At 71.4% G+C, this 26,509-nt stretch carries 26 protein-coding genes, 1 tRNA gene and 1 pseudogene; 15 read left to right on the top strand and 13 right to left on the bottom strand.

Annotation, left to right across the window (positions count from 1 at the left end; genetic code table 11):
* Positions 1–60 precede the first annotated feature (60 nt).
* On the bottom strand, positions 61–456 hold the full coding sequence (locus tag OG472_RS16310; protein ID WP_383576820.1) for a nuclear transport factor 2 family protein: 396 nt from the start codon (positions 454–456) through the stop codon (positions 61–63).
* Positions 457–564: 108 nt separating this feature from the next.
* On the opposite strand from OG472_RS16310, the gene OG472_RS16315 reads away from it, so the two are divergent.
* Positions 565–1,101 (top strand): GNAT family N-acetyltransferase, encoded by a 537-nt coding sequence (locus OG472_RS16315; RefSeq protein WP_405941663.1) that lies wholly within the window; start codon positions 565–567, stop codon positions 1,099–1,101.
* Positions 1,102–1,140: 39 nt separating this feature from the next.
* Here the strand turns inward: OG472_RS16315 and OG472_RS16320 are convergent, their stop codons facing one another.
* Positions 1,141–3,210, bottom strand: a complete 2,070-nt coding sequence (locus OG472_RS16320; RefSeq protein ID WP_405941664.1) for a DHA2 family efflux MFS transporter permease subunit — start codon at positions 3,208–3,210, stop codon at positions 1,141–1,143.
* A gap of 205 nt (positions 3,211–3,415) precedes the next feature.
* Here OG472_RS16320 and OG472_RS16325 point away from each other — a divergent pair, with 205 nt between their 5' ends.
* Both OG472_RS16325 and OG472_RS16330 read left to right on the top strand, forming a co-directional pair.
* Positions 3,416–4,285 (top strand): peptidoglycan-binding protein, encoded by an 870-nt coding sequence (locus tag OG472_RS16325; RefSeq protein WP_405941665.1) that lies wholly within the window; start codon positions 3,416–3,418, stop codon positions 4,283–4,285.
* A 135-nt stretch (positions 4,286–4,420) separates the two neighbouring features.
* Positions 4,421–5,110, top strand: a complete 690-nt coding sequence (locus OG472_RS16330) for an HAD-IA family hydrolase (protein ID WP_405941666.1) — start codon at positions 4,421–4,423, stop codon at positions 5,108–5,110.
* 114 nt (positions 5,111–5,224) lie between these two features.
* On the opposite strand, the pseudogene OG472_RS16335 reads toward OG472_RS16330, so the two are convergent.
* Together OG472_RS16335 and OG472_RS16340 are read right to left on the bottom strand one after the other, a co-directional pair.
* A pseudogene (locus OG472_RS16335) lies at positions 5,225–5,762 on the bottom strand (DinB family protein).
* A 201-nt stretch (positions 5,763–5,963) separates the two neighbouring features.
* Complete coding sequence (locus OG472_RS16340; protein ID WP_401601731.1) at positions 5,964–6,545, bottom strand: TMEM165/GDT1 family protein; 582 nt, start codon at positions 6,543–6,545, stop codon at positions 5,964–5,966.
* 611 nt (positions 6,546–7,156) lie between these two features.
* On the opposite strand from OG472_RS16340, the gene OG472_RS16345 reads away from it, so the two are divergent.
* The 4 genes from OG472_RS16345 (at position 7,157) to OG472_RS16360 (ending at position 11,307) form a co-directional block, all read left to right on the top strand.
* Positions 7,157–7,801, top strand: coding sequence for an HNH endonuclease family protein (locus OG472_RS16345; RefSeq protein WP_405943186.1), 645 nt, complete (start codon positions 7,157–7,159; stop codon positions 7,799–7,801).
* Between the two features lie 95 nt (positions 7,802–7,896).
* Positions 7,897–9,555, top strand: coding sequence for an alkaline phosphatase D family protein (locus OG472_RS16350; protein WP_405941667.1), 1,659 nt, complete (start codon positions 7,897–7,899; stop codon positions 9,553–9,555).
* A gap of 319 nt (positions 9,556–9,874) precedes the next feature.
* Positions 9,875–10,504 carry a DedA family protein gene (locus tag OG472_RS16355; RefSeq protein WP_401601737.1) on the top strand — a complete coding sequence of 210 codons (630 nt, stop codon included), beginning with the start codon at positions 9,875–9,877 and terminating at the stop codon, positions 10,502–10,504.
* Positions 10,505–10,788: 284 nt separating this feature from the next.
* Entirely contained in the window at positions 10,789–11,307 is a 519-nt protein-coding gene (locus OG472_RS16360) for a hypothetical protein (RefSeq protein ID WP_401601740.1), read from the top strand.
* 53 nt (positions 11,308–11,360) lie between these two features.
* Here the strand turns inward: OG472_RS16360 and OG472_RS16365 are convergent, their stop codons facing one another.
* Positions 11,361–11,585 (bottom strand): DUF2277 domain-containing protein, encoded by a 225-nt coding sequence (locus tag OG472_RS16365; protein WP_266484671.1) that lies wholly within the window; start codon positions 11,583–11,585, stop codon positions 11,361–11,363.
* Between the two features lie 147 nt (positions 11,586–11,732).
* Between OG472_RS16365 and OG472_RS16370 the strand changes: the two genes are divergently transcribed.
* The gene (locus OG472_RS16370; RefSeq protein WP_100661309.1) at positions 11,733–11,807 is read left to right on the top strand and encodes a 50S ribosomal protein bL37; all 75 of its coding nucleotides are present in this window, start codon (positions 11,733–11,735) and stop codon (positions 11,805–11,807) included.
* 280 nt (positions 11,808–12,087) lie between these two features.
* Positions 12,088–12,699, top strand: coding sequence for a hypothetical protein (locus tag OG472_RS16375; protein ID WP_405941668.1), 612 nt, complete (start codon positions 12,088–12,090; stop codon positions 12,697–12,699).
* Positions 12,700–13,347: 648 nt separating this feature from the next.
* Here OG472_RS16375 and OG472_RS16380 read toward each other — a convergent pair.
* Entirely contained in the window at positions 13,348–14,037 is a 690-nt protein-coding gene (locus tag OG472_RS16380) for a DUF4389 domain-containing protein (protein WP_405829979.1), read from the bottom strand.
* A gap of 337 nt (positions 14,038–14,374) precedes the next feature.
* Positions 14,375–14,665, bottom strand: coding sequence for a hypothetical protein (locus tag OG472_RS16385; protein WP_405941669.1), 291 nt, complete (start codon positions 14,663–14,665; stop codon positions 14,375–14,377).
* A gap of 99 nt (positions 14,666–14,764) precedes the next feature.
* Between OG472_RS16385 and OG472_RS16390 the strand changes: the two genes are divergently transcribed.
* The gene (locus OG472_RS16390; RefSeq protein WP_405941670.1) at positions 14,765–15,976 is read left to right on the top strand and encodes a Shedu anti-phage system protein SduA domain-containing protein; all 1,212 of its coding nucleotides are present in this window, start codon (positions 14,765–14,767) and stop codon (positions 15,974–15,976) included.
* Positions 15,973–16,308, top strand: a complete 336-nt coding sequence (locus OG472_RS16395; RefSeq protein WP_405941671.1) for a hypothetical protein — start codon at positions 15,973–15,975, stop codon at positions 16,306–16,308. Before OG472_RS16390 ends, OG472_RS16395 begins: the two co-directional genes overlap by 4 nt.
* 272 nt (positions 16,309–16,580) lie before the next feature.
* Here the strand turns inward: OG472_RS16395 and OG472_RS16400 are convergent.
* A tRNA-Val gene (locus tag OG472_RS16400) sits at positions 16,581–16,655 on the bottom strand.
* A 105-nt stretch (positions 16,656–16,760) separates the two neighbouring features.
* Here OG472_RS16400 and OG472_RS16405 point away from each other — a divergent pair.
* The 3 genes from OG472_RS16405 (at position 16,761) to OG472_RS16415 (ending at position 19,452) form a co-directional block, all read left to right on the top strand.
* Positions 16,761–18,005, top strand: a complete 1,245-nt coding sequence (locus OG472_RS16405; protein WP_401601752.1) for a hypothetical protein — start codon at positions 16,761–16,763, stop codon at positions 18,003–18,005.
* A 417-nt stretch (positions 18,006–18,422) separates the two neighbouring features.
* A complete protein-coding gene (locus tag OG472_RS16410; RefSeq protein ID WP_401601755.1) occupies positions 18,423–19,160 on the top strand; it encodes a DUF4383 domain-containing protein in 738 nt (245 codons plus the stop codon).
* A gap of 76 nt (positions 19,161–19,236) precedes the next feature.
* Entirely contained in the window at positions 19,237–19,452 is a 216-nt protein-coding gene (locus tag OG472_RS16415; protein WP_327413766.1) for a zinc ribbon domain-containing protein, read from the top strand.
* Between the two features lie 15 nt (positions 19,453–19,467).
* Here OG472_RS16415 and OG472_RS16420 read toward each other — a convergent pair whose 3' ends face one another.
* The 4 genes from OG472_RS16420 to OG472_RS16435 form a co-directional block, all read right to left on the bottom strand.
* The gene (locus tag OG472_RS16420; protein WP_405829987.1) at positions 19,468–20,127 is read right to left on the bottom strand and encodes an O-methyltransferase; all 660 of its coding nucleotides are present in this window, start codon (positions 20,125–20,127) and stop codon (positions 19,468–19,470) included.
* Entirely contained in the window at positions 20,124–20,954 is an 831-nt protein-coding gene (locus tag OG472_RS16425; RefSeq protein WP_405941672.1) for an HAD family hydrolase, read from the bottom strand. Before OG472_RS16425 ends, OG472_RS16420 begins: the two co-directional genes overlap by 4 nt.
* Positions 20,951–23,464 (bottom strand): phosphoribosyltransferase, encoded by a 2,514-nt coding sequence (locus tag OG472_RS16430; protein WP_405943187.1) that lies wholly within the window; start codon positions 23,462–23,464, stop codon positions 20,951–20,953. The genes OG472_RS16425 and OG472_RS16430 overlap by 4 nt, the downstream gene beginning before the upstream one ends.
* A gap of 101 nt (positions 23,465–23,565) precedes the next feature.
* Positions 23,566–24,732: an HpcH/HpaI aldolase/citrate lyase family protein gene (locus tag OG472_RS16435; protein ID WP_383568507.1), complete on the bottom strand. Its 1,167-nt coding sequence runs from the start codon at positions 24,730–24,732 to the stop codon at positions 23,566–23,568.
* Positions 24,733–24,926: 194 nt separating this feature from the next.
* Here OG472_RS16435 and OG472_RS16440 point away from each other — a divergent pair, with 194 nt between their 5' ends.
* Positions 24,927–25,682 (top strand): TerD family protein, encoded by a 756-nt coding sequence (locus tag OG472_RS16440; protein ID WP_401601766.1) that lies wholly within the window; start codon positions 24,927–24,929, stop codon positions 25,680–25,682.
* A gap of 39 nt (positions 25,683–25,721) precedes the next feature.
* Here the strand turns inward: OG472_RS16440 and OG472_RS16445 are convergent, their stop codons facing one another.
* On the bottom strand, positions 25,722–26,462 hold the full coding sequence (locus tag OG472_RS16445) for a Tellurium resistance (RefSeq protein ID WP_383568501.1): 741 nt from the start codon (positions 26,460–26,462) through the stop codon (positions 25,722–25,724).
* Positions 26,463–26,509: the final 47 nt, after the last annotated feature.

Raw genomic sequence — 26,509 nt, forward strand, 5'->3', positions numbered from 1 at the left:
GCCCCGCCCCGGTCGAGGGCTCGCCGGGTGCGCCGGCTCCGGAAGGCGTCTTCGGGTGCGTCAGCCCCAGAAGGCGTCTTCCTCGTCGATGTCCGCGGTGCACTGGTCGATGTCGGTGATCTTGTGGCCGACGATCGTGAAGAAGAGCCCTTCGCGGATCTCGATGCCGCGGTCGCCTCGGTCACCGCGCGCCGTGTGGAAACTCATCACGTGACCCCGCCCGTCCGCCAGGACCGACTCCAGGTGGACCTGGAAGGTGCCCTTCGTCTCCTCACCGAGCCGGCGGTAGAAGTCGAGGACGTTCTCCCGCCCCTTGTGGTGCCCGGACATGGGGTGGCTGCCGGGCACGTGGTGGATGACATCGGCCGTCAGCAGCGTGCTCAGCGTCTCCAGGTCGCCCTTGCCGAAGGCCTCGTAGCCGCGGCGGACCAGGGCACAGTCGGGATGCTCTGACATGGCGTTTCACACCCTCCGGGTACGCGGGATTTGTCCTTTTTCCTATCATCGGCCCGGCGTTGTGGATATTCCACGCGGCAGATCCGCCGCGAACTCCACAATGACCCCATGAACACGTACAGCAACCAGCTCGGCGAGCACGTCGACGACCACCGCCCGGCCACCGCGTCATGGACGGTGGCCCCCGAACCGGTCACCTCCCGCGACGCCACCCTCCTGCGCCGCGCCTATTACGCCGAGGTCGCCGGCCGGTACTGGAAACGTCAGGTCACGCAGGCCGAGATCGACCAGGGACTGCTGGACTTCCCGGACGACGACCTGGTCCCGCCGACGGGCGCGTTCGTCGTGGGGCGGCGCGGCGGCGAGCCGCTGGCGTGCGGCGGCCTGCGCCTGCTCGACCCGGTCACCGCCGAGCTCACCAAGGTGTACGTCGACCGGCGCGCCCGCGGTACCGGCGGCGGGGCGGCGCTGCTCGAGGCCCTGGAGGCGCAGGGCCGCGGGCTGGGCGCCGAGCGGGTCCGGCTGGACACCCGGACGGATCTCGTCGAAGCCCGCGCGTTGTACGCGCGCCACGGGTACCGCGAGATACCCGCGTACAGCTCGGGCCCGTATGCACAGCACTGGTTCGAGAAGCGCCTGGCTTGACCCCGCCCCGGGGACCCCGCCCGGGCCGCCCGGCACCCGCTAGTGCGCGGCGTGGTCCCGTCGCGGCGCCGCGTCGTAGGGCTCCTCCGCGTCGGATCCGCACAGCTCCGCGTTGATCTCCTGGACCAGCTTGACCAGGTCGGTCGGGCGGTCCGGGCCCCACCAGTCGCCGAGCAGTTCGGCGAGGGACTCCTGCCGGGCTTCTGCGAGCCGCGCGGCGGTCTCGCGTCCCCGGTCGGTCAGGACCAGCGCCAGCCCGTCCCGGGTGGCGAGGCCGCGCTCCTCGACCTGGCGGGCGGCGTCCGTGACGACCTTCAGCGGCACGCTGGCGCGCTCGGCGAGGAGGGCCGGCTCGCTGGCGCCGTACTTGTTGATCCGCAGCAGCAGCCAGCTGGCGGCGGGCAGCAGGTCGTAGCCCGCCTTCTCGGTGATCTTCTCGTAGACGTGGCGGCGGCCCTCGCGGGTGCCGAGGACCGACAGTGCGCGGGCGACCTCGTCGCGGGAGGAGCGGTGGACCGGGTTGGAGGCCAGGGTCTCGGTCACGTCGGGTGCGGTGACGGAGGTGCGGAGCTTGTCCTCCTTCAGGAACCAGGCGATCACGAAGGCGACCAGGACGATCGGCACGGCGTAGAGGAAGACGTCCGTGATGGCGGTGGCGTAGGCGTCGAGCACACGGGGACGGAGATCGGCCGGGAGCGCGGCGATGGCCCGCGGGTCGGCCTCCAGCTGCGCGACGCTGGCCCCGGCCGGCAGCTGGACACCGGCGAGGGAGGCGGCGAGCTTGTCGTCGAGCCCGTTGGTGAAGACCGTGCCGAAGATCGCGACGCCGAAGGAGGCTCCGATGGAGCGGAAGAAGGTGGCACCGGAGGTGGCGACGCCGAGGTCGGCGTAGCTGACGGCGTTCTGCACGACCAGGACGAGTACCTGCATGACCAGGCCGAGACCGGCGCCGAAGACGAAGAAGTAGATGCTCATCTCCCAGGTGGAGCTGGTGCGGTGCAGCTGGTGCAGGAGGAGCAGGCCGATGGCGGTGACGCCGGTGCCGGCGATCGGGAAGACCTTCCAGCGGCCGGTGCGGCTGACGATCTGGCCGGAGACGGTGGAGGAGATCAGCATGCCGATCACCATCGGCAGCATGTGGACGCCCGACATGGTCGGTGAGACGCCCTGGACGACCTGGAGGAAGGTCGGCAGGTAGACCATCGCGCCGAACATCGCGAAGCCGACGACGAAGCTGATCGCCGAGCAGAGGGTGAAGGTGCGGATCCGGAACAGCCCCAGCGGCAGGACGGGTTCTGCGGCCTTGCGTTCCACGAGGAGGAAAGCGGCGAGCAGTGCGGCGCCGAGGACGGCGAGGCCGATGATCCGGGCCGAGCCCCAGCCCCAGGTGCCGCCGAGGGAGGCGATGAGGACGAGGCAGGTGGCGACGCAGGCGATGAGGAAGGTGCCGAGGTAGTCGATGGTGTGCTTGGACGGGCGTGCCGGGATGTGCAGGGCCGCGGCGATGACGACGAGCGCGACGAGACCGATGGGGAGGTTGATGTAGAAGACCCAGCGCCAGGACAGGTGGTCGACGAAGAGACCGCCCAGCAGCGGGCCCAGCACGCTGGTCGCGCCGAAGACAGCGCCGAAGAGGCCCTGGTACTTGCCGCGTTCCCGGGGCGGGACGATGTCGCCGACGATCGCCATCGACAGCACGATCAGTCCGCCGCCGCCCAGGCCCTGGAGGGCGCGGAAGCCGATGAGCTGGGGCATGTCCTGGGCGAGCCCGCACAGTGCCGACCCGATCAGGAAGATGACGATGGCGTACTGGAAGAGCTTCTTGCGTCCGTACTGGTCGCCGAGTTTGCCCCAGAGGGGGGTGGCCGCGGTGGAGGCGAGCATGTAGGCGGTGACGACCCAGGCCAGGTGCGCCATGCCGCCGAGATCGCTGACGATGGTCGGCAGGGCGGTGGAGACGATGGTCTGGTCGAGTGCGGCGATCAGCAGGCCCAGCAGCAGGGCGCCGATGGAGACGAGGACCTCGCGGGAGGCGTGTTCGGTGGCGGGGCCGGACTTGTGCGGGCCGGAACCGGGGTCCACGGCATCCGCGGTCACATCCTGAGCCATCGATACCTCCTCAGGCCAGATCAACATCTCCATACTGAGCGGTGTGTCCGGTTATGGCCTCTCGGGCCGGTTGGGAGGGCCCCGGCGGGTCTGCATAATCGCAGGCAACGGCCAGGGAGGGAGTCCAGTGAGCGGTGAGCACTGTCCAGATTGCGGCGCTGTCGGCGTCGGCTGCGGGTGTGCGCCGGGTGTGGGTTTCAACCCCTTGCGCATCCGTCCGTACGTGACGCTGTCCGACCCGGGCGAGCAGGACACCGAGGTGTCCCCGCCCCCGGTGTCGGGCGTGGTCACCCCGCACCCGCACCCGGCACCGGTGCCGGCGCAGGAGCAGGAGCAGGACGACACCCCGGCGTACGGGATACCCGTGACGCCGGCAGCCGGACCGTGGCAGGAAGGGCCGCCGGGGCACGCCCCGCACCCGGCCGAGACGGTCCAGCTCCGGGCGATCCCGGAACCGGACCACACATACGGAGGCGGCGGAGGGGGTGGGGGCGGGGGCGGGGGCCCGGAGAAGCGAACCGGCTCCGGTTCACGCCGGCCGCTGGCGGTGCTGATCGGCGCCGCGGCGGTGGTCGCCCTCGGTGGGACGGCCATGGCGGTGTGGGTGCTGCCGAGCTCCGCGGGGAGCGATGCCGCCCTGGTGGACGCGAAGGCGCCGGCCCCCGCGGCGAGCGCCGCCCTGCCCGCGCCGTCCTCGTCCCCGACCCGGACCCCGGCCAGCCCGTCCGCCTCGGCCTCCCCGTCGCCGAGCGCGTCAAAGTCGACTTCGCCGTCCCCGTCACCGAGCGCGTCCCGGTCGTCCGCGCCGCCGTCCGCGAGCCCGTCGCCCAGCGCGAGCCGCTCGTCGGCCCCGCCGGCCTCACAGGCCCCGATCCTGCGGCTCGGGGACTCGGGTCCGGAGGTGGAGAAGCTGCAGCGTCTGCTGTCGGCGCAGGGTCTGTACCGGGGCAAGATCAGCGGGAGGTTCGACTGGAGGGTGGAGGACGCGCTGTCGCAGTTCCAGTACGACCGCGGCATCGACGACCAGGAGTGGGGCGTCTACGGGCCCGTGACCCGCAAGGCGCTGGAGGGATAGGGGTCACACATCGGCCGGTGGCGCGGACCACCCTTTGTTTTGTATCGTGTAGGAACAAAGTGGTTCCGTCCTCATTCCCTGACCGGTGGACGGAACCACTTGTTCTCTTTTCCCGCCCCGTCTGGAGCCCCGCCGATGCCGGCCAGCACCACCACCGCACCCGTCGTCCTCACCGCCAAGGCCCTGCTCCTGGACATGGACGGCACGATCGTCAACTCCGACGCGGTGGTCGAGCGCTGCTGGCGGGACTGGGCGCTGTCCCACGGCCTGGACCCGCAGGAGGCCCTGAAGGTGGTGCACGGCCGCCAGGGCTACGCCACCATGGCCGTCCTCCTGCCGGACCGCCCGATGGAGGTCAACCACGCCGAGAACGCGGTGATGCTGGCCCGCGAGACCGCCGACACCGACGGCGTGGTCCCGGTCGCGGGCGCTCCGGCGTTCATGACGGCGATCGCCGCCCTGCCGCACGCCCTGGTCACCTCCGCGGACGCCGCCCTCGCAACGGCCCGGATGACGGCCGCCGCCCTCCCGATGCCCGCGGTACGGGTCACGGCCGAGTCCGTCCAGGCCAGCAAGCCCGACCCCGAGGGCTTCCTCAAGGGCGCGGCCGCACTGGGCGTGGACCCGGCCGACTGCATCGTCTTCGAGGACTCGGCCGCAGGCATAGCCGCCGGCCGCGCGGCGGGCATGCGCGTGATCGGCGTAGGCCCCCGCGCAGCCGCCCACGCCCCGACGACCCACGTCCCGGACCTGACGACCCTGGCCGTGACGACCACCCCGGACGGCGCGATCCAGATCACGGTGGCGGCGGGTTCGGAGGCCTGAGGGCGCGGGGCTCGGGGCTGGGCTTCGGGGTGGCGGGAGCCGGCGGGGCGGAATTGCTACCGGGGTGGCGTTGGAGTCCCGCCCCGAGCCCCAGCCCCGGTCGCGATTCCGCCCCTACTGTCCGACCCGCCCGTCGATGCGTTCCCGTAGGAAGTCCGCGTGGCCGTTGTGGCGGGCGTATTCCTCGATCATGTGGACCAGGACCTCGCGGATTCCATCGGCTCGTCGCCCGCGTCCCCCGCTCCCCCCGCCTCCCCCGTGACGTCCAGGCTGGGGGCCTGCGCGACGAGTTGTTCCGCGAAGGCGACCTCGGCCCGCCAGGTCGCCCATGCGTCCGCGACCACCGCCGGGTCGGCCACGGCGCCGGTGAACTCGCCCGCGGGGTCTTCCTCCGAGCGGTAGTGGCGGCGTACGTCCTGGCCCGCCATGACCTGCCGGAACCAGTGCTGCTCGACCCCCGCGAGGTGGCGTACGAGACCCAGGAGGGACAGGTTGGACGGTTCCACCGAGCGCCTCGCGAGGGCCTCCGCGTCGAGCCCGCGCACTTGAGCTCCAGCGTCAGCCGCTGGTCGCGCAGGTAGCCGGCGAGTACGGCGCGTTCGCCCTGGAACCCCCCGTCGGTCCGGGTGTCCTCGTCGGGGTGGACGAACATGTTGGACCAGCCGAACTGCCGGTCCGACGCCGGTACGGATACGGATACGGGCTGGGGCGCCGGATGGGTGGAGGGGCCCGTGGGGGCGGTGGTGTCGGTCACGTGCGGCCCGCAACGGAATATCCCCCGCCACCTGCGGCTCGACCCGTGCCGCTCGACCTCACCCTTCCTCACCCACCCGGCCACCCGGCGGCCCGCCCGTCAGCCCGCGATCGCCTCGTACAGCGAGAACACGGCCAGCGCCGCCATCACCGCGGCCGCGATCTTGGTGATCAGTCGCAGCGGTACGTACTTCATCAGGGTGCGCCCGCCCAGGATGCCGATGCCCGCGACCGCCCACAGGGCCAGCACGGCGCCGATGCCGACGGAGACGGGGTCGTCGTACCGGGCGGCGAGGTTCGCGGTCATGATCTGGGTCAGGTCACCGAACTCCGCCACCAGGATCAGCATGAAGCCGGCCCCCGAGACCTTCCAGAAGGACTGGTCGGCGGGCGGCTTGACCGCCTCCTCCCCGTCGTCCTTCTTCAGGAGCAGCATGGCCGCGCCCAGGAGGAAGAGGATGCCGACGACGGCCTGGACGAGGCGGTGCGGGAGCAGGGTGAGCACGCTGCCGGCGGCGATCGCGAGGGCGACGTGTACGGCGAAGGCGGCGGCGACGCCCGCGAAGACGTAGGAGGCGCGGTAGCGCGTGCCGAGCATCAGGCCGGCGAGGGCCGTCTTGTCGGGGAGTTCGGCAAGGAAGACGACGCCGAAGGCGATCGCCGTGATGCTGAAGCTGAACACGGGGGTGGAAACCTCAATCGGTCGGGCAGGACGCCATCGGTACCGAGAGACCTGGGGTGTTTCAGGGGTCGCTTCGGCTCGGCGGCGCCCTGGCGTGCGTGTGCGCGTACGAAACGCGTCCACGCGTGAACAGGACACTGCGGCCGAAGGTCTCGCTGGCCGACCGCTGTGCGCGGCCTGCCTCCGGGCGCCGGCTGGGGTGACCCAGCAGTATGTCGACGGTCCGGCGAAGAGCTACTCCCCTTCTGCTCCGAACAGACTACGCGACGCCCCCGGCGTGCCGGAATGGGCCTTTGGTCCCGCCCTGACCGCACTCCAAGCCTGTTCCGACCCCGTCCCGACCTTGTTCCGGCCCCGCTCCGGCTCCGCCCCAACCCCACTCCGGCTCGATTCCGACCGCACCCCGACCACACTCCGACCGCGCTCCGACTGTTCGGAATCTCAACTTCCATTTAAATCAGGGCCATTGCTCCACTTGATGTGACGTGCCCATGTCGCCAGGCTGTCACCTGGCGCCCATCCCTGCGACACCCGGCGCCGTCAGCATGGCCACGGCCCGCCGGGGCCGCACGGCCACACCCCCCGCACCCAGGGAGCCCCTCATGGCACTCATATCCAATGTCTACGCGCGTCGAATTGGCGTGCTCGCGTCAGCAGCCGCCCTCGCCGCACTCACCTCCCTCCTCAACGCCCCGGCCGCCCAGGCCGCCCCGCCCACCCCCATCAGCGCCTCGGCCGCCCGCGCGTACCTGGCCACGGTCACGCCGAAGACCGAAGGGTCCACCAGCGGCTACAGCCGCGACCTCTTCCCGCACTGGAGCACCGTCTCGGGTACCTGCAACACCCGCGAGACCGTCCTCAAGCGGGACGGTGTGAACGTCGTCCAGGACTCGTCCTGCGCCGCGGTGAGCGGAAGCTGGTACTCCGAGTACGACGGAGCCACCTGGACCGCCGCCGCCGACCTCGACATCGACCACGTCGTCCCGCTCGCCGAGGCCTGGCGTTCCGGCGCCAACTCCTGGACCAGCAGCAAGCGCCAGCAGTTCGCCAACGACCGCACCCGGCCGCAGCTCATCGCGGTCACCGACAACGTCAACCAGGCCAAGGGCGACCTCGACCCCGGCAAGTGGCTGCCCCCGCGCACGGCCTACCGTTGTACGTACGCACGGATGTGGGTCGACGTGAAGCAGTACTGGGGCCTGAGCATGGACTCGGGTGAGAAGACGGCCCTGGTCAACATCCTGAACGGCTGCTGACCCCGGTCGTCCGATCTTTCCCCCGCCAGGGGGAGGCGTCGCTCCCCCCTCCCGTCGTACCGTGATCGAAGGGGCTACGGAGGAGGGGGAGTTGCATGGCCGGACTGCGTCTGGGGCCACTGCTGCGCCACGTCGACTGGGACACGGGCGGATCGGCCACGATATGGGTCGAGGCGGACCGCCCGTGCACGGCCGAAGTGCGGTGCGCCGACGGGGCGGGCGGCAGTGTGCGCACCTTCCAGATAGCCGGCCACCACTACGCGCTGGTGCCGGTCACCGGCCTGACCCCGGGCACGACGACGGCGTACGAGGTGCTGCTCGACGGCCGCCGCGTGTGGCCGCTGCCCGAGAGCGGATTCCCGCCGAGCACGATCGCCGCTCCGGCGGTGGCGGGCCCCGGCCGGCCCGCGCCCGGGCTGCGCGTCACCTTCGGCTCCTGTCGGCAGGCCGCGCCGCCTGCCGGCCGGCACGGTCCGCACGGCGCAGACGCGCTCGACACGCTCGCGGCGCGGCTGGCGGCCGATCCGGAGGCGGTCCGCCCGGACGTCCTGCTGCTGCTCGGCGACCAGGTGTACGCCGATGCGCTGTCCAAGGAGACCCGGCAGTGGCTCGCGGCCCGGCGGGATCTGCGGGAGGCGCCCGGTGCCCAGGTCGCGGACTACGAGGAGTACACGCGGCTCTACTACGAGTCGTGGCTCGATCCGGAGATCCGTTGGCTCCTGTCGACCGTGCCGAGCCTGCACATATTCGACGACCACGACGTGATCGACGACTGGAACACGAGCGCGGCGTGGCTGGCGGAGATGCGGGCGACGCCGTGGTGGCGGGAGCGCGTCCTCAGCGGGCTGATGTCGTACTGGGTGTACCAGCATCTGGGCAATCTCTCGCCGTCCGAGCTGGCCGCCGACGAGCTGTACGGGGCGGTCCGGGACACCCCCGACGGTACGGACGCGCTACGGGCCTTCGCGTCCGCGGCGGATGCCGATCCGGGCACGGTGCGCTGGAGCTATCGCCGCGACTTCGGCCGGACCCGGCTGCTGATGGTGGACACCCGGGCCGCGCGGGTGCTGGCCGAGGACGGGCGGGCGATGCTCGATCCGGCGGAGCAGCAGTGGCTCCGGGAGAACGCCCTCGCCGGGCACGGGGGTTACGACCACCTGCTGATCGGGTCCTCGCTGCCCTGGCTGATGCCGCCGTTGATCCACGATGCCGAGACGTGGAATGCCGCGCTGTGCCGTGGGGACCGGGGGCCGCGGTGGGCGCGGATCGGGGAGGATCTGCGCCGGCGCAGCGATCTGGAGCACTGGGCGGCGTTCCCGGCCTCGTTCGCGGCGCTGACCGATCTGATCGAGGAGGTGGGCACGGGGCCGCGGGCCCCGGCGACGGTGTGCGTGCTGTCGGGGGACGTGCATCACGCGTATGTGGCCGAGCCTCGAATACCGAGTACGGCGCGGGTGTTCCAGCTGACGTGCTCGCCGGTTCACAATTCCATCCACACCGCGGTGAAGTGGGGATTCCGGCTGGGCTGGTCCCGGACGGGCCGGTGGCTGGGGCGCGGCTTCTCGCTGCACGGGCGGACGGGGCGGCCGCCGCTGAACTGGCGGCGTACGGGTGGGCCGTGGTTCGGGAACCAGCTGATGACGCTGGCGCTGTCGGGGCGGTCGGCGCGGCTTCGGCTGGACCAGGCGCGGAAGAAGCGCGAGGGGGCCCGGCTGGTGACGGTGCTGGACCGGGACCTCACCGCGACGGAGTAGGGGACCGGCGGAGTAGGCGACCGACGGAGTAAGGCACCAGCCGGGTAAGGGCTTCGGCTGGCCGGGGCCGCAGAGGTGGCGGAGTAGCGGGATCCGGCGGGTTCGGTGGGTTTCGGGCGGTTTCGGTCGGCGGAGGCGGCTCGGGCAGCGGGCCGCGATGGCGGTGGAGTTGACGCGGCGGCGGTGCGGCAACCGCCCCGGGCACCCGGGTTACGGGCGCCGGGCGTACGCTGTATGGCTGTCAGCCGCTCCTGCCGCTCCCCCGCGACGTCGCGGCGCTTCATGCCGCAGCACGTCAATCGGACTGGGGAGTCCCGCTTTGTTTGAGACGCTGGGGTCGCTGACCGCGAGCCCATGGATCTACGCCCTGGTGGCGGTGTCCGTCGTGCTCGACGTCTTCCTTCCGGTACTGCCGAGCGGGGTCCTGGTGATCACCGCCGCCGCGGCCGCCGCTGCCGCCGGTGCGGCAGGACCGGTACCGGTGCCCGCGCAGGTGCCGGACATCCTGCTCCTGCTGGTCATCGCCACGACGGCGTCGGTGCTGGGTGACATGGCCGCGTACCGGCTGGGCCGGCGCGGCGGAGCCCGGCTGGACCGGGCCATCGCCCGCTCCCGCCGGCTGACCCGGGCCCATGAGCGCCTCGGCACGGCTCTGGCACGCGGCGGTGGCGCCCTCGTGGTGATCGCCCGGTTCGCCCCGGCCGGGCGCTCGGTGGTGTCCCTGGGCGCGGGCAAGACGCAGCGCAAGGTGGCCGAGTTCCTGCCCTGGTCGGTCCTGGCGGGCATGGCATGGGCCGGCTACAGCGTCGCCCTCGGCTACTTCGGCACCCAGTGGCTGGGCACCCAATGGCTCGGCACCGCAGTCTCGCTCGTCGCCCTCTTCGCGGCGGGCGCCCTGGCGGCCTTCCTCGTCCGCCGCCCGACCGCGACGACGGTGCCCGCGGCGTAGGCACTCTCCTCAGCCTCGGACGCCCGCGGGCGAAGGTCCCGGGCGGACATCGACCGCGGACTTCCACGGGCGGACGTCCACGGGCACGACTGCCGCTGGCAAGGCACCGTGTGCGGGAAGTCCGTGGCCCCCTCCCCCGGGCGGAGCAGTGGCTCACCCGTTCACCCGGCCCCGATCGCCGCCCCCGGCCCGGGCTCCTAGCGTCCACAGCACGGTGCGCAACCGAATCCGCGTCACATCCGTGCCCTGGCCGCGCCGTTTCGAGGAGCCGAGGAGTTCTCTCCATGCCCGCCAAGCCGCCTGCCACGTCACCCGTCACATCCCGACGTCTGATGACCGTCGCGGCCGCGACCCTCATCGTCGCCGCCACCGCTCCCGTCACGCTCGCGTACGCCGCCCCCTCCGCCGGTGTCTCCCCCACCAACGTCGCCCCCGGCGCCCGGGTCGCCCTCAATATCGAAGGCTGCGGGACCAAGACCGGCCGCGCCACGTCGACCGCCTTCGGGGAGGTACGGCTGACCCCCGGCAATCTGGAGGCCGCCAACCTCTTCGGCAGCGCCACCGTCTTCCGCGACGCCAACCCGGGCACGCACCGCGTCACCTTCGAGTGCGGCGGCCCGGGCGGCGAGCGCGTCACCGTATCGCTGCAGGTCACCGCGGGCGCGGCACGCGGCGGTACGGGCGGCAGCATCGGCTCGATGAGCCCGGGGCAGATCGCCGTCGGCGGCGCCCTCGCCATGGGCGCGCTCGGCGCCGGGGTCTGGGTGCTGCGCCGCCGCGCCGCGGGGACCGGGGCCGCGTAGACGGCGTAGGCCGGGTCCGGGGCGGTCCTGGTCGGGGCCGGGTCGGGCCCTGGTTACGCCGGGGCGGCCTGTCCCCGTACGTGCACCCCGTCGAGCAGCGCCGCGGTGGCCTCGGCGACGGCGTCCACGGCCGCCTCGAACACCTCGCGGTTGTGCGCGGCCGGCACCCGGAACCCGGACACCTTCCGTACGTACTGCAGGGCGGCGGCGCGGATCTCCTCCTCGGTGGCCTTCTCGGGGATGGCGGGCGGGCGCAGGGTCTTAATGGAACGGCACATACCCCTACTATCCCGCTGCCGACGCAGCTCGACCCCGCCCGATTTCGTGATTCGCGTCGCCGTCGGGGTGGAGCTGATGCGGAGGTCTCGGCCCGAATCTAGACTGACGAAGTCATGAAAAGTCACCAATTGAGGGAGACTCGCACCATGGCCAAACGAGGCAACAAGCGTCGGGCCCGCAAGAAGAAGAAGGCCAATCACGGCAAGCGCCCCAACGCCTGATCCGCCCCATCGAAAGACCCCCGACCACCACTGGCCGGGGGTCTTCGCATGCACGGGACCGGCGCCCCTCCGCCGCCCGCCACGGGCTCTTCACGTACTCCCGCACACGGATGGCCGAGCCGGCACCCGACCACTTCCGTGGTCACCGGGACCACCCCCCGGGCCGCCTCCACGCCGTGGCCCCTGTCAAGTCCCGAGATTCGGTGGCATGACGTGCCAGGTGCACAGCGGGCTTACTGGAATCTCCCAGCCCGACCTTTCCCACAGAAGGAGAACTCTTATGATCCGCACTTCCCGAAAGCAGCGTCTCACCATGCTGGCCGTTTCGGCCGCGCTCGTCGGAGGAGGCGCGCTGCTGCCCACCAGCGCATTCGCCGCCACGACGACGCACACCAGCGAGGCGACCAGCGTCGCGGCCAGTCACTTCGACCACGCCAAGGGTGACCGCGGCGGCCAGGGCAAGAAGAACAAAAAGAGCGGCAAAAAGAGGAACAGGGGCAACAGGATCCGTGACGTCGAGAACATGCCGGGCTGCAAGTTCTTCAAGAACAAGGTGTACTGCGAGCACAAGCCGGAGCCCAACCCGGCGCCGGCGCCGGCTCCGGGTACGGACACCCCGCCGCCCCCGGGCACCGGCACTCCTCCCGGCACGGGCAAGGACACCCCGCCGCCCCCCGGTAAGGACACGCCGCCGCCTCCGGGCAAGGACACCCCGCCGCCGCCCCCGGGCACGGACATGCCGCCGCCCCCCGGCACCGGCACTCCGCCCGGCACGGGCACGGACACGCCGCCGCCCCCGGGCAAGGACACCCCGCCGCCGCCCCCGGGCACGGACATGCCGCCGCCCCCCGGCACGGACACTCCCCCGGCACCGGACGAGGGTGGGCACTAGTGCCGGATGCCACGGCCGACAACTGAAGTCATTCGAGAAGGCCCCCGACCGAAAGCGGTCGGGGGCCTTTTCGCTTGCCGGGCGGGATGCCGAAGGCGGAGGTCACGCCGCCGCCGGCCCAGCCCACCTCCTCTGCGGCTTGGCAGCGTTCTTCTCCTCCTCCCGCCGTCCTCGCCTGGTCCATTTGCCTTGGTGCCGCCAGCACCGGGACGTGCCCTTCAACGTCAGGTTGGAACAGCGCTTTCCGCCCTCGACGGGCCACCCGCACTTCCCCTGCTTCCATTCGGTCAAGAGAACCCCCAACAGTCGCCGCTCGTCCGCTCGCCTGCTCGTCTACTCGTCTACTCGTCCGCTCAGACACCCAGGATGGGCGGCTCTGGAGCGGACGCGGAGAGCGCACGCTCGGCGCCCTGCGGCAGCTCCGGGGCAAGGCATCGCGACGGCTTCGCCCAACCACCTCCCACAGGCCTGTCCAGCCACCCCCGGACATCCATTGACCTGCGATGACACCCCACCAGTGGACGTGCAGCACGGCGCATCCGTCAGTGCTCCCGGCGTGGCGGACATGACGAGAGCCCCCCACCGCAATCGGTGGGGGGCTCTCACGGATGGGCTAGGACGCTTCCTGAGCCTCGGCGACGTGGTTCCTCACCCGCCGCCCGCCGGCTCCATCGCTCCTGCCACGGGCTCGCGCCCTCCCATGTCCAGCCGGAACGGCGGGTACTCGTCGGTCATGAGGGACGCGTAGACAAGCACCCGCAGCATCCAGCGCATCAGGCCCATGAGCAAGTCGAACAGACCCCTCGGATAGCTCCCGGTGCACGTCAGGATGACCACCGCGACCATGGTGAGCAGACCGATGAGGCCGGAGGAGAACGGACTGTAGTCGTCGAGGTACTGGTACGCCCTCCAGCCGCTGGTGACCATCAGCGTGATCACCAGCAGCTGCGGGATGACCAGCAGCCACTTGATCAGGACCAGGCCGCGGGACAGCTGCTCGGGATAGGTCATGTCGACGCGGATCGGGTAGTCGGTCACGTCCTTGAGGGTGAACGGCGGATATTTGTCGGTGCCCATCACCGCTGAGCAGTAGTAGTTGACCCGCGTAGTCCAACGTATGACGCCGACGTTGAAATCGAAGAGTCGCCGCGGGTAGCTGCCGGTGATGAGGATGCTGAAGAACGCGACGACGCTCAGCAACAGGAACGCGAGCTGCAGGAAGAACAGAACGACGTAGTGCGGAATGGCGAGGATCCATTTCACCAGCCACTTCCATCGGGTGAGCCGGGGATCCAGCGTTGCTTCGACACAGAGGGGATGGGCGGGAGCGGGAAACATGGCTGCCACGTCCTTTCGCGCAGGGGAATGGGAAAGGTGTCCCGCACATCGCACCGCCAGGGCCGTCCCGGACGGCGCACGCGGGCCACCACTGGCTCTGCACGAGCCGTATCGCCATTAGGCCCCTGCGACCGAAGCAGGTCATGACCCGAACTTCCGTGGCAGGAAATCACGTGACTTGACGACCGAACCGACCCGTGCCACCGCGACCGACCACGACCACCCACGCGAGCCCGGCCGGACGCGGACACGAGAGACCCCCGCCGTGATCGGCGGGGGTGCGAGGAGCCGCGGACTTCAACTCCGCGCCCAGCTCCGCTACAGCAGCCGGGCGCCCTCACTCATCGTCGCAGCGCTCCAAGACCAGGGCCACGGACCCGTCCTCCAGACCGTTGCCGTCTTCGAGGTGCAGGTGACTCCCATCGGGAACACCGTCCCCGGCAAGCACGAGCAGATGCCCTGCGAGCGTCCTGAGACCGGCCGCATTCGCCTCGATCACGACCTCTCCCCCGAGGTCCCGCACCTCGATCCGCGCGTCCGCCTCCCACGTGAAGACGTGCGCGACCCCATCGATCACGGCCGTCACTTGGGTGCTCTCGACGGGTGCACTGCCGGCTCCAGAGGTCATGGAGACCATGATGCCGTCGCCACTGCGCACGGCTCCGGCGTCCCCGTACGTCTCGCACGTTCCTGCAGCCTGTCAGTGCCCCCTCCTAGAGTCACGCGCATGGCGACATTCAGATCCGGCTTCACGCTCCGGCAGATGGTCCAAGCGGCAGCAGAGCTCACCGAGGACGGGCGCGTGCGTGAGCGCATCGACGCGGTGCTGAGCATCATGGGCGGACTCGGCGGGACATACGGCAAGGGGAGGCCCTTGGTGGACGCCTTGGAAGACACGGCCCAAGAAGCGGTCTTATGCGGGGATTTCGAGCTTGCTCAGCGCTTTCAGCGCTTCGCCGCCTATGCCGGAGGCGACTTGTTCCTCGAAATCCTGGAGCACTACTACGACGACGAAGCGCGGCAGCGCAGCGAGGAGTTCATGCGGAGGATGACCGCCATGGGGGCCGACCGGGCTGTCGCCGCCTTGGAAGTCCTGTGCCGCGAAAACCCTGATGCGACCGCCGCCGACGCCCGTGACCTGTTCCGTGGCATCGCCCAGTCGTCCGACTACGTGGGCCTCGGGACCGGCGAGGGCGGGATCCGCCTCTCCACCCGGGAGGTACGGCGCCTCCAGGTGTACGGGCACATGGAAATGGTCCTGCGGGACTTGCCCCGGCCCGCCTCCGTCGAAGCCGCGCGGATGATGAGCGACGTCCTGGAGGACGTGGACGCCGGGCTGTTGGCCCAGATGCTCGAACTTCGGGCCAGACGAGAGGGCCTCGCTGCCCTGCGTACCGCAGTCGAGGACCCGGACAGCTCCGAGAGCGCCCTCCATGCGTGTCTGAAGAACCAGGAGTGGATGTTCGGCGGGGCCTACGTCGCAGAGCTGGCCCGCCGCCAGTACACCCCGGACACCATCCTCGACATCCCGTTGCTCCGCGGTGACGGGTCCCTGCACGTGGTGGAACTCAAGCGCGCCAACATCAAGGACCTGGTCATCCGGCGAAGTGGCCACCTCATGCTGGGCGCCCCGGCGCATCACGCCGTATCCCAAGCGCAGAACTACCTCCGGGCCATGGACGAGAACCGCCACGGCATCCTGGCCGACCACGGCGTCGACACCCGCCGCGCCTCGGCAACGGTCGTGATCGGGCATCCGCGGTACGTGACCGGGACCGTCACAGCCCAGGACATCGCGGAGACGCTGCGGACCTACAACACCCATGCGGCGCGCATAGAAGTGATCACTTACGAGACCCTGCTGGAGTCGGCCTCCCGGATGCTGGCCCTCTCGTCGGCACAACAGGACTCCGCCGCGGACGAGGAGCCCGCCGCATGAACGACGCCCGGCCTGCCATCGAACCGCTGCTGGCCCGTCTGTGCGGTGGCGAGATCGCCGACAAGGACTACGTCGGCTACTTCATGAACGAGTTCGGAGAGGAACTCGTCTTCGCTCAGCGCCGGGGCGAGAAGAGCGCCCGGCTCTGGCACAGCGACGCGGACTGGGACATGTTCCGAGTCGGCGACCACTCGATACGGGTCGACGGGGAACCGAACGGGGTGATCACCGTCGCCGGCCTGATCATCCACCGCGCCGAGGCGACCTGGCTCTCCTCCTGCCTGGCCGCCTCCCGCCATCTAAGCCCGGGACGCGCCCGAAACCCCTCGTGACCGTCAGAAGCGCCGCCCAGGACCGGTTCTGCGACCTGGACCTGAAACCCGAAGCGGGAAGCGAAAATCGAATTCGCGCCCTCACCGGAAACCACCGGTGTTCCAGGGCAGAGCCGGTGCAAGGCGGGTCTCACGGATTCGCGTTGGCGCCCAGCCCAGAACCGCCACCCCGAAGCCACCACGCCGCCCCACCCCCAGAGTTACCGGCTGCTGCTGGGTTCCAGGGCAGACGCCAAAGGCCCCCAACCATGATCGGTTGGGGGCCTTTTCACTGGTGGGCGCGGACGGTTTCGAACCGCCGACATCTGCTTTGTAAGAGCAGCGCTCTACCCCTGAGCTACGCACCCGTGGATGAGTGGACAGCCTACATGGCGTGCACGCCCCCCACGCAAACCCGTTGCCGTGGGGGAGAATGGAGCGGGGCATGGCGGACGCGGTACGGGAGAGGGATTGTGACGACGGCATCCCGGCGGTGGTTCGGCGGGCGGGACGAGAGTCGGCGGGCGGATGCGCAGGCGGCGAAGGATGCCGCCGCGGCCGCGTTCTACGAGCTGGATACGGCACAGCGGGATCTGCGGATCTCGATCGAGACGATCGCCGCGGCGGACGGGTCGCCCGCCGCGCGGCAGGCGACCGAGGGCTTCGCCGCGCTCGGGCAGCGGATCGACCAGGTCAGCCATGTCTACATCGAGGCGGTCGACGCGCACGATCTGGACCGGCCCGAGCTGGAGGGTTCCGTGGCGACGCGGGCCCGGGAGGAGCTGACTCGGGCGCGCGAGGAGCTGGTGCGGGTCAAGGGGGAGCTGGACCGGTTCGCGCAGGGGCTGCAGCCGCTGCTGGACAAGGCCGAGACGCAGCTCGCCCGGGTCGCGCCGGCCCGGGAGCGGGCCAGGGCCGCGCTGATAGGGGCCAGTGACGCCCTGGACGCCGTACGGGCCAAGGGCATGCGGGCCGATGATCTGGCGGCGCGGCTGGCGGCGCTCGGTCCGGAACTGACCAAGCTGAACCAGGGCGCGGCGCAGCACGGGGTGCAGGAGACGGTGCAGCGCGCCGACCGGATCCTGCGCGACGCCGAGGCGATACGGGCCGAGGTGGCGCGGTTGCCGGAGCGGGCGGCGGAGATCGACCGGCGGCTGGTGAGCCTGCGGACGCGGGCGCAGGCCTTGCGCAACCGGGCGGACCGGGTGGATCCGGTGCTGAGCGAGTTGCGCCGGCGGTTCAGTGCGGCGTGCTGGCAGGACCTGCAGCACGTGCCGGACCAGGCGGTACGGGATGTCGCCGAGGCGGAGGACCGGCTCAAGGAGGCCGGCCGGGCGCGGGACGAGCAGCGTTGGGCGGACGTGGGCGTGCTGATCGAGGCGGTCCGCGGCTCGCTGGACGCGACGGACGAGGCGGTGTCGGCGGCGCAGGACCGGCTGACGCGGTTGGAGGCGGTGGCGCGGGATCCGCAGGCGGAGGTGGACCGGACCCGGTTCGCGATCCGGGACGCGCAGCGGCTGGCGATGGCGGGCCGGAGCGTGCCGGATCCGCGGCATGCGCGGCCACTGGACGATGCGGTGGCGCGGGTGAGCCGGGCGCTGGAGGGGCTGGAGGGCCGACACCCCGACTACTGGGCGTTCCTGCATGAGATGGAGGACGTACGGGCTGCCGTGAACCGGGTGGTGAGCGGGATCCGGGCGGAGCGCGGGCAGGCGTAGAACGCGGGCAGGGGCGGAGCGCGGGCAGGCGTAGAGCGCGGGCAGGGCTGGCGGACGGGCACGCGTGGCGGCGTGCGTGTCCGGTGCACGCCTGCGGGCACGCGTGGCAGGCACGCAGGCTGGTAGGCGTGGCGGCCACGCGCAGCGGGCCTGCGTGGCCGCCGGCACGCGTGTCCGGCCTGCCTGGCGGGCCTGCGTGGCCAGCAGGCGCGGCGGGCCTGCGCGGCGGACACGCCCGGAGGGGCTGCGCGGAGGGGCTGCGCGGCGGCCACACGCGGCCGACAGGCGCGGCGTGCGATGCGTGCCCGGTTCGGTCCGCGCGGCGGCGTCGGCCCGGGCGGGAGCGGCTCCCGTTTGTTTCGTGGCGTCCGGCGGCGGATGCTGGGAGGTGCCGGGAACGGACCAGAGGAGGGCACCATGGCTGCCCACACCTTCCACAAGCCTCGTACGACTGCGGCCCAGGAGCCGGGGCCGTACGTGGCCCACGCGGCGTACGGGTGCACCGAGCCGCATGAGCACTACGCGCCCTTCGTGGCTCACGAGCCCGATCCGAACGCCCCCGCTCCGCCACGCCTCGCCGACACGGTCTCCCGGCGCATGGAGCGCGCGATGCATCCCGTCAATGCGCGCCTCGACGACCACCTTCCCGTCGACCACAAGCTCGGCAAGGTCTACCGGGTGGGTGCCGGCCTGACCGGGCTGCTGCTGATCGTCTTCGGCGTCCTCGGGCTCATCGACCAGATCGGGTTCTTCGACACCGGTGGGGACACGGTGCTCGCGCTGAACACCAACGGCGCCCTGAGTGTCCTTTCGATCTGCATCGGCGTGCTGCTGTTCGTCGGGATGGTGATCGGCGGGACCTTCGCCTCCACCCTGAACATCGTGCTCGGGGTGGCGTTCATCGCGAGCGGGTTCATCAATCTCGCGCTGCTGGACACGGGGCTGAACTTCCTGGCCTTCGAGATCCAGAACGTGCTGTTCAGCTTCGTCGTCGGCGTGATGCTGATGTGGTTCGGGATGTACGGGCGGGTGGGCAGCGCCCTGCCGCACGACAATCCGTACTGGCGTGCCCGCCACCCCGAGCAGGCGGCCCGCGAGGACCGGGCGCGGCGCACCCAGGGGACGGCGCCCGTGATGCACGGCCGCTGTCCGTAGCCGGGCATACGAAGCCGCGTGTACGCAGCCGCGCGGTACGTAGCGCGCGGCTGCCGGGCGCGCTTAGCCTGTGCGCATGCCTCGATACGAATACCGCTGCCGGACCTGCGACGACACCTTTGAGGTCAGCCGGCCGATGGCGGAGTCCTCCGCTCCCGCCGACTGTCCCTCCGGGCACGCCGACACCGTCAAGCTGCTGTCCGCCGTCGCCGTAGGCGGGACCAGCAGTGCCCCCGCGCCCGCCCGGGCGGCGGGCGGCGGAGGCTGCTGCGGTGGTGGCGGCTGCGGCTGATCCCGGGCGGGAACGTCAGCGCTTGCGCGAGAGGGTGAGGCCGTCGGAGATCGCCAGCAGGACGGACTCCATGCGCGGGTCCGCCGCGACGTGCTCGTTGTAGGCGCGGACGCCGGCGGCCGCGCCCGTGGCCGACTCGTCGAGGACCGTGCCGTGGTAGAGCGTGTTGTCCGTGACGATCAGGCCGCCCGGACGCAGCCGCGGCACCAGCTCCTCCCAGTAGGCGATCTGGCTCTGCTTGTCGGCGTCCACGTAGGCCATGTCGATGTGGGGTTCGGCCGGCATCGCCTGCAGGGTCTCCAGGGCCGGTGCGATCCGCAGCTCGATGCGGTCCGCGACGCCCGCCTTCTCCCAGGCCTCCCTGCCGTACGCCGTCCACTCCTCGGAGACGTCGCAGGCGATGAGGCGGCCGTCGGCGGGCAGGGCCTGGGCCATGGACAGGGCCGAGAAGCCGGTGAAGGTGCCGACCTCGACGATGTGGCGCGCGCCCGTGAGCCGGACCAGGAAGGCCAGCAGCGGCCCCTGCTCCTCCGCCGACTGCATTCCGGCGACGTCGGGGAACTTCTCGTACGTCGTCGCCACCAGCCCCCGCTGGACCTCGTCCAGCGGGGGGTTGTGGCCGAGCACGTACTGGTAGAGCTCGTCCGTGATCTTGGTGCTGTTGCCCTTGGTCATGCGCCCAGTGTGCCGAGTCGGCCCGCCTCACGGGTGAACGCGCGGAGTATTTCCTCACCGGCCAGGACGCCCGCGGTGGTCAGGGCCGTCACCGAGGGCGCCGTCCAGGCCGCGTCGGCCAGTTCGCCGTGGCCCGGGCGCCAGCCCGCGTCCGCCGCCAGCAGCAGGTCCGCGTCCAGCAGCGAGTCGCCGGCGGCGAGGGTGGTGGTCGCTCCCGTCCGGCGGGCGACCTCGTGCATCGCGGCGCTCTTCGTGAGCGGGCGCGGGACGGCGTAGATCTTCCGGCCCTGGAGCGAGACGGCCCAGCCGCGGCTCTCGGACCACTCCGTCAGCGACTTGAGCCATTCGTCCGGGACCAGGGCCCGCTCGACGACGAGGTAGGCGAAGAGGTCCTCCGCCACCCGCGCCTTGCGCAGCCACGCCGGGTCGGCCGTGGACAGCAGGTGCTGGTGGACCTCCTCCAGCGGGGCGCACTCGCGTGCCAGGCGCGCCGCGACCTGCCGCCGCCAGTCGCGGTCCGGCACCCCGTCGACGAGCAGCTGCCCGCCGTTGGCGCAGATCGCGTAGCGGGCCGGGCGGCCGGGGAAGCGGATGCGCTGGTACTGCTTGCGGGTGCGGGTGGTGGTGGGCACGAAGACCACCGTGGGGTCGGCCGTCAGCTCCGCCAGCAGGCCCGCCGCCGTCTCGGTCATGTAGGACAGCGGCTTGCTCTCGTGGACCTCGACGCACAGCAGCCGCGGGGCCACCGGGTCGGGCATGGTCAGGCCGAGGGCGGCCGTCGAGTAGATGAGCGTACGGTCGAGATCACTGGCTACGAGGACAGTCACTTCGAGGCCACAGCCTTTCCGTCGGCGCCGGTGGCGCCGCGCGTGAATCGGGGGTGGATGAGTCCTACGCAGGTGTAGGGAAGCCCGTCGACCTCTTCCACCGGGACCCCGCGCTGCTCGGCGAGCAGCCGTACGTGGTCCAGGTCCGCCCCGGCGCCGCGCTGCGCCAGGATCTTCCACGGCACCCGGCGCAGCAGCACGCGGGTGGTTTCGCCGACGCCGGGCTTGACGAGGTTCACGTCGTGGATGCCGTACTCCTCGCTGATCCGCTCGACCGCCGCCCAGCCCTCCCAGGTCGGGGTGCGGTCGGCCGCGAGCAGCTCCTTGACCTCTTCGTCGACGGCGTCGGCCACCTCGTCGAAGTGGGCGGCGACGGTGTCGACGAACGCCACGGAGACGTCGGCTCCGGCCAGCTCGCGGTAGAACTTCGCGCCGTGGAAGTCGGCGGGACCGACCAGGTCGGACCTCAGAACCGTACGCGAGATGAGACCGGAGACGGTGGAATTGAGACAGGCGGAGGGGATGAGGAAGTCCTCGCGGGTGCCGTACGTGTCCACGCACGAGCCCGGGTCGGCGAGGACCACGATCTCCGGGTTGAAGCCCTCGTACTCGGCGAGGGCCTCGCGCAGCTCCCGGGTGATGGCGCCCTTGCCCGTCCAGCCGTCCACGAAGACGATGTCGGCGGGGTCGTGGTGGGCGGCGAGCCAGCGCAGGGCGTTGGCGTCGATGCCGCGGCCTCGCACGATGGAGACGGCGTAGTGCGGCAGGTCGAGGCCGTGCCGGGCCTGGGCCCAGCGGCGCATCAGTACGCCGACGGGGGTGCCTGCGCGGGCCAGGGAGACCAGGACCGGGGAGGGCGAGCGCTCGGCGAGGACGGTCTCGGTGACGGTGCCGACGGCCCGGGCGATGCGGGCGGCGGAGGCCGTGAGGGCGCTCTGGTAGAGCTCCTGGTACTGGGGGGACGGCTGGTACTCGACGGGCAGGGATTCGGCGTAGTGGGCGCCGCCCGCCTGGATGGCCTCCTCCCGCTCCTCGGTCGGGGCCTCCAGCTCGACGTCGGAGAAGTCCTGGAGCAGCCAGCCGACGTCCTCGGGGGCGTACGAGGAGAAGGCGGGGCCGCGCAGGGGCTCGGGCATGATCGGCTCCTGCCGCTCGGATATGTCGGATGTCGCCGACGTGACTGATGCCGCCAATGTGGCCGACGTGGCCGACGGGCCGGGTGTGTAGGACGGGACGACGGCCAGTACGACGCGGCCGGTGTGCGGGGCGAGGGCCGCGAGCAGCCCGGCGTGGAGTTCGGGGGTGTCGCCGGCGGAGTCGACGACGGCGACGACGGCGTCGAAGCCGGCGCCCGCGACGTTGTAGGCGTACCGGTCGCCGGGGCCGTCGGCGGGAGCATCGTGGGCCGGGAAGACCAGCCGGGTGCGGATGGCGTAGCCGGGGTCGTCCACGGCGAGCACCGGCGAGCGGGTGGTGGTGGAGAAGCGGACCTCGCGGGCCGCCCCCGCCTCCTCCAGGGCCTTCGCGAGGCGCAGCGGCGCGTACATCAGCTCTTCGTTTCCGAGTACGAGGACCCGGCCGGGTCCGGTGCCGAGCGCTGCGCCGAGCCGGTCGGCGATTTCCGGCAGGGCCGCCTCCAGACGGGCGCGGTGGGTGAGGGTGAAGCCGTGGCGGCCGCCGTCGGGGAGTCCGGAGGGCCAGTTCAGGTCGACGCGCGTGACCGGCTGCGGGCCGTCCGCCGGGGCTCCGCCGCGGACCCCGCTCCCCGAACTCCGGAGGGGCTGGTTCTGCCCGGCTGCCTCGTGTTCCTCGACCAGGGCCTGTCCCTTGGCCAGGACGTCGTCCGGGAGGGAGACCGTGCCCGAGGCGAGGGCGACGAGGTCCACCCGGGCGCCCAGCTCGGCGGCGAAGGCGGTGAGCCGGTCGCGGTCGGCCGGGGAGCGCATGTCGACGAGGGCGACGACCACGTAGTGCGAGCGGGGGTGGCGGGCGTGCAGGTCGCGGATGGTGTTCAGGACCGTGTTGCCGGTGGAGAACTCGTCGTCGACGAGGACCAGGGGACCGCTGCCCGCGAGCAGCTGCGGGTCCTCGGGCAGCAGCAGGTGCGAGGTGGCGTGCGAGTGCGCCTCCTCGAAGCCGCCGGCCGGCTCCACGCCCGGCACGGGCCGGCGGGTGGAGTGCAGGTACGGGGCGCGGCCCAGGCCGTCGGCCACGCAGTGGCCGAGCCCGGTGGCGGTCTCGGCGTAGCCGAGGACCACCGCCGCGGCGGCCCCGTCCTCGCCGAGCAGGGCCCGTACGCGTTCGCCGAGCCCGTACCCGGCGGCGTACACCGTCTGCGGGGACTGCGGGACGTGCTTGCCCAGCACCTGCGAGACGAGCAGGTGCGCCCGCTTGGGGTTGCGCCGCAGGGCCAGCCCGAGCAGCTCCGTCAGCCGCGGACCCCCTTCGGAGTCGTCCAGGCTGACGCCCAGCCGCTCTGCGACCCAGGTACCCGACCACACTGCTTCGATCGTCTTGCCTTTCCTCGGCGCCGGCGCGTTCCTCTGCGCCTGCGCGTTCGTCCGTGTCCGGCTCTGCTGCCGTGTCCGGCTCTGCTGCTCCGAGGGCCTGCTCACACCTGGAGCCCGGCCGTGAGCAGGTCGACGAAGCCGACCTCCTCCTTCGCCACACCGAAGACCTCGGCGCGCAGCATGGTGCGCTCGGCCCAGGCCCGGTGGGGCTTCACCTCGTTCATCTTGTTCGTGTAGGCGGAACGCATGACGCCGCCGCCGCCGCGCTCGGGTCTGAGGATGTCCTGGGCGTCGCAGAACTCCTCGTGCGAGACCACCGAGAGGGCGTGCACGGGCGTGACGTGGGCGGGGTGGATGCAGGTCTTGCCGAGCAGCCCGTTGGCCCGGTCGAGTTCGATCTCGCGCAGCAGGCCGTCCAGGTCGTGCTCGATGAGGGCGGTGCGCAGTTCCTCCACGCCTTCCTCCAGGAAGGGGCTGCGGCGCAGCTGGGGCTTGAAGAGGCGCTGCTGGCTGCGGAAGTACTCCCAGACGGGGCCGGTGACGGTGAAGCCGGTGCCGTCGGCGCGGCTGAGGACGTTGACGACGTCGGCGATCACGCCGGCGACGATCTGGACGTCGTAGGCGGTCATGTCGGGGGTGCGGCGCAGTCCGTAGGCCGAGCAGAAGTCGGTCACACCGAGCCGGAGGGCCAGGACCCGCTCGCGGTGGCTGTTGACCGTGCGGGAGATGCCGGCGAGGGCTTCGACGCGGGTTTCGAGGTGCAGGAGGTCCGGGGTTTCCAGGACGGGCATGGCATACAGCCGGGGCAGTCCGCTCACGGCCTCCGCCTGGGCGACGGCTTCGAGGAAGGCGATGCCCCGGCTCTCGTCGAACTTCGGGAGTACGAATCCGGCCAGGCGCCGCACGGAGCCTCCCAGGCGGCGCACCAGGTCGGGTATCTGCTCGGGCGTGCGGACGCGGATGAAGAGGAGCGGGAGCTCCGCTTCGTCGGTGTCGAGCTCGGCGAACTGCCGGACGAGGTTCTCCTCGGCTCCGCCGACATCGGCGTCGCTGATCGAATCCTCCAGGCAGAGGACCATGGAAACGACTCCGCGGCCGGCCTGCTTGCGGATGTCCGCGGCGAGTGCGGGGCGGGTGGCCGGGCTGTAGAGGGTGGCTCCCAGCGCGGCTGCGAGGACGCGGGCGGGCGAGGCTCCGGTGAATTCCGCCGGTTCCTGGTGGAAGAGGTCCTTACGGACGGTGGGCGTTATGTGCCCAAAGTGACGCATGTGCTTCCCCCGTACTGCCTCGGCGGCCCAACTGGCATGGCCGGTAATAGTACGTACGAACGTGAGTCAAGAGTTCCTCAAGCACATGAAGTTCAGGTAACCCTCTTGCACCATGCCCAGGTCTCTCGTTCGAGACAAGGCCCTACGGGGGGCCGCATTGTCCCGCTCCACCCCGGGAGGGCAGGATGACGTGCATGACGCACGCGATGCAGAAGGGCTCGAACATCCCGGTGGCCGCCGTGGCGGTCCGGGCGGTGCTGCGCTGGACCGGCGGCCCCCAGGTTCCGGACGTGGACGCCTCCGCGCTGCTCGTGGGCCCGGACGGGCGGGTGCGTTCGGACGAGGACTTCGTCTTCTACAACCAGCCCCGGCACCCCTCGGGGGCCGTGTGGCGGCTCGGCAAGAAGCAGATCGGTGACGCGATCACCGACGCCGTCCAGGCGGACCTGCGGACGGTGACGCCGACGGTGGACCGGATCCTGGTGGTCGCCTCCGCCGAGGACGTCCCCTTCGAACAGGTCCACGACCTGCGGATCCTCCTCTACGACGCCACCGCGACCGGCGCCTCCGAACCGCTCGCCTACTTCGACGTACGGCCCGAGACGGGCGCCGAGACGGCGCTGATCTGCGGGGAGCTGTACCGCCGGGGCGAGGGGTGGAAGTTCCGCGCGCTGGGCGAGGGCTACTCCGACGGGCTGGTGGGCCTGGCCACCGACCACGGGATCTCGGTCGACGAGAACGCCGCCGAGGCCGCCGCGAGCCCGGCGGCGGGGCCCGCCTCCGAGCAGACGACGGCGATGGCCCCGCCGACTCCGCCCACGCAGGCCCCGCCGGCCGTCCAGCCCGCCTACGGATACCCGCAGCCGGTGTCCCCGGCGCCGGTGCCGGGTCCGGGCGGCGATCCGTCCTTCCGGCTGCCGGTGCAGGGTCCGCAGTTCATCCGCCGCTGAGCCGGTACCGCCCCGCCGGCGAGGCCGCCGGGGCTCCGGTCAGCTCTTGGTGCTCTTGTAGCCCCGCCCCCACTGGAGCCCCCAGCCGTACAGCCGGTCCAGCTCGGCCTGGAACCCGTACACGAACTTCACCTCGCGCCGCACGACCAGCTCGCCCTTGACCTTCTCCAGGGAGACCACCGCGCAGGAGCGGGCCTGCGGGTGCCGCTCGTCCAGCGGGATCTCGATCCGCGGCCCCGTGACGGGGAAGAGGGTCACCATGGCGTGCGTCCGGTCGAAGGCCGGGGTCTGGTCGTAGATGTAGACGAAGACCAGCAGCCTCTTGATCTCGTCGGCGTGGTCGAGGTTGATGTAGAGGGTCTCCCCGGAGGCCGAACCGAACCGGTCGTCGCCGCTGAGCTTGACGTACGGCGGGTCGTTGAGGTCGCCCAGCAGGTTCCCCAGCGGCTGTACGGCACCACGGGTGCCGTCGGTCAGCTCGTACAGGCAGCCCATGTCGAGGTCGACGTTGACCATGCCCTGGGTGTGCGCCTGTACCATGTCCGGTTTGAACAGCTTGAACGGGTGCCGGAAGAGCTGGCCGCTCTGGCCGGAGCGGCCCCCTATGTCCGAGGTGCGCATGCGCCAGGACAGATTGACGCGCAGATTGCCGTGGACGGCCCCCTGTTTGGTGAGCGACACCGTCGAGTGCCGCTTGGTCAGCTCGATCGCGTTCGACGAGGCGCTGCCCGACTGGAACTGCACGGCGCGGCTGCCCATGATGCCGTCGAAGAAGCCCATCCCCTTACCCCCCTGATCCCCTGGTCCCCTGATCCTTTGTGGAGCCT

Origin of the sequence: Streptomyces sp. NBC_00207 (assembly GCF_045160965.1) — a bacterium.
Classification (GTDB): Bacteria; Actinomycetota; Actinomycetes; order Streptomycetales; family Streptomycetaceae; genus Streptomyces.